2 protein-coding genes are annotated in these 2,556 nt (G+C 66.2%); both read right to left on the reverse strand.

The features are described 5' to 3' along the window. Window positions 1–148: 148 nt before the first annotated feature. Window positions 149–901 (reverse strand): IS21-like element helper ATPase IstB, encoded by a 753-nt coding sequence (istB, locus tag JKL46_RS34545; RefSeq protein WP_201842945.1) that lies wholly within the window; start codon window positions 899–901, stop codon window positions 149–151. Between the two features lie 11 nt (window positions 902–912). Then, a complete protein-coding gene (gene istA / locus JKL46_RS34550) occupies window positions 913–2,454 on the reverse strand; it encodes an IS21 family transposase (RefSeq protein WP_281400205.1) in 1,542 nt (513 codons plus the stop codon). Window positions 2,455–2,556 lie beyond the last annotated feature (102 nt).

The following is a 2,556-nucleotide window of genomic DNA, read 5'->3' on the forward strand; positions in this document are numbered from 1 at the left end:
CTGCGGATTCCGATGAAGCCGGACGCTTATTCCAAGGTGAAGCCGGACACCTATTCCGATTTCATTCCGGACAGTGTTCCGATCTGAAGCCGGACACTCTCCCCTGATCCTGGGTCATGGGCGATGGTGGAGTGGGATTGGCCGGTCGTCAATCAATCGATGATGCGACGGCGGGGGAGCGCTGCTTGCGCAGGCTCTCGCCGGAGAGCTCAATCCGATACGCATTGTGCACGAGCCGATCCAGGATCGCATCCGCGATGGTCGGGTTGCCGATGATCTCGTACCAGCGATCGACCGGGATCTGGCTCGTCACGATGGTGGAGCGCCGCTCATAGCGGTCCTCGACGATCTCCAGCAGGTCCCGCCGCTGATCGTCATCGAGCTTCTCAGGGCCCCAGTCATCGAGAATGAGCAGGTCCACGCGGGCCAGCGCCTTGAGCATCCGCGCGTAGCGGCCGTCGCCCCGCGCCAGAGCGAGCGCCGCAAACAGCCTGGGAGCACGATGGTACACCACCGAGAAGTCCTCCCGGCAGGCCTTCTGGCCCAGCGCGCACGCCAACCAGCTCTTGCCGACCCCGGCCGGTCCGGTCAGCAGGAGCCCGCGTCGCTCGCGGATCCAGTCGCAGCCGGACAGCTTGAGGAAGAGCCCGCGATCGAGACCGCACGCCGCCCTGAAGTCAACATCCTCGACATGAGCGTCATGGCGCAGGCGGGCCACCCGGGCCCGGCTCTCGAAGCGCTTCTGACAGCGCAGCGTCGCCTCGCGCTCGAGCAGGAGTGCAAGCCAGTCGCCATGCTCGAGAGCCCGAGCCTCGGGCTGGGATTGCAGATCCTTGAAGGCACTGGCCATGCCATGAAGACCGAGATCGGTCAGCAGGGCGAGCGTGGGATGGGTCAACATGCAGGATCTCCTTAGTGGAAGTAGCCGGGGCCACGCAGGTTGGCGTGCTCCAGGATGGCGGTGGGCTCGGGGTCGCGGGCGGGTTGGGCGGCCAGGCGATTGGCCAGGATGGAGGCGATGCTCTTGTAGGTGAGCGCACCGATCTGGAGCGCGCGGGCCGAGACCGCTTCGGCGCGCGCAGCATCGAGATCGCGCAACAGGCGCAAAACCCCAAGACAGGTCCGAAAGCCCTGCTCGGGATGCGGGCGGTGCGCCAGAATGGCCGTGATCAGGCCTTCGGTCTGCGGGCCGACCGACGCCGCCCAGCGGCAAAAGCGCTCCGGGGTCCAGTCGGCATAGCGCCGGTGGGAACTCGGCATGTGGTTCGGATCCGTGCCGTGCCGGCGCCCACCATAGCGGCGCTGATGGGCTGCCACGCGCTGGCCGCGGTGGAAGATCTCGATCGTGCGGCTGGTCGCCCGCAGATCGACCTGCGCGCGGATCAGGCCATGCGGGACCGAATAGAAGAAGCTCTCGTACTCGACGTGATAGTCCGTGCCGACCCGGGCGAAGCGCCATTCGGCAAACTCGTAGTCGTCGCCCGGCAGCGGTGCGAGCGCCTGACGCTCGATCGTCTCGAAGAGATGCCGGCGGCTAACGCCGAGGCGGCGCACGACATGATCATTGATGCGATCACACGCGCCGGCAATCGCCGCATTGGCCTCGGCCAGCGAGAAGAAGGTCTGGTGCCGCAGCCGTCCGAGAATGCAGGCCTGGGCAAAGCGCACGCCATTCTCGACCTTGGATTTGTCCTTGGGCTTTCGGGGCCGCGCCGGCAGAACGCCGACGCCGTAATGCGCGGCCATCATGCCGTAGCTGCGGTTGATCTCGGGATCGTAAAACGAGGCCCGGTTGACTCCGGACTTGAGATTGTCCGGCACGATCAGGCGCGGGACGCCGCCGAAGAAGCAGAACATGCGCCCGTGCGCGCCGATCCAGTCCGGCAGGGTCTGGGTCCAGGTCGCCTCGGCGTAGGTGAAGTTGGAGGCGCCGAGCACGGCGACGAAGATCTCGGCCTGGCGGATCTCGCCGGAGCGGGGATCGACGATGGCGATCTTCTTGCCGGAATAGTCGACGAACACTTTGTCGCCGGCGACATGGTCCTGGCGCATGGTCGGCGAGAGCCGGCCCTCAAACGAGCGGAAGAGCTCACAGTAGCGGCTGTAGCCATAGCCGTTGGGATGGACGGCCCGATACTCCTCCCAGAGGATTTGCAGCGTGACGCCGGGCTTTCTCAACTCGACGACCGCATCGGCCCAGTGGGGCTCGGGCCGGCGACGCTGTCCCTGCTTGACGCCGGCGCGGGCAAACAGCCTGCCCTCCAGCGCCTCGTCGGTCAGCGCGCCGGGCAAGGGCCAGCTCAAGCCGGCCTGTTCGGCGCGCTTGAGGTTCTCCTGGACGGTGCTGCGCGCGATCCCGAGCCTCTCGGCGATGTCGCGCACGCTCACGCCGTCCCGGGAAAGGCGCAGCATTTGCCTCAACTGTCTCATGGTCAGCTTCCTCTTGGCGGGCATTCCGGTCTCCTCGATGACGTGAGGAGCGTGATGCCCGAGTTGCTGACCCAGGGGATCGTCAGAGTGGGGAAAGTGTCCGGTGATTGATTGGAACGCTGTCCG

The organism is Microvirga zambiensis WSM3693 (genome assembly GCF_016735695.1).
Classification (GTDB): domain Bacteria; phylum Pseudomonadota; class Alphaproteobacteria; order Rhizobiales; family Beijerinckiaceae; genus Microvirga; species Microvirga zambiensis.

Coding starts and splice junctions, on each gene's coding strand:
- istB (WP_201842945.1), bottom strand. CDS start 901: ATGTTGACCCATCCCACGCTCGCCCTGCTGACCGATCTCGGTCTTCAT.
- istA (WP_281400205.1), bottom strand. CDS start 2,454: ATGCCCGCCAAGAGGAAGCTGACCATGAGACAGTTGAGGCAAATGCTG.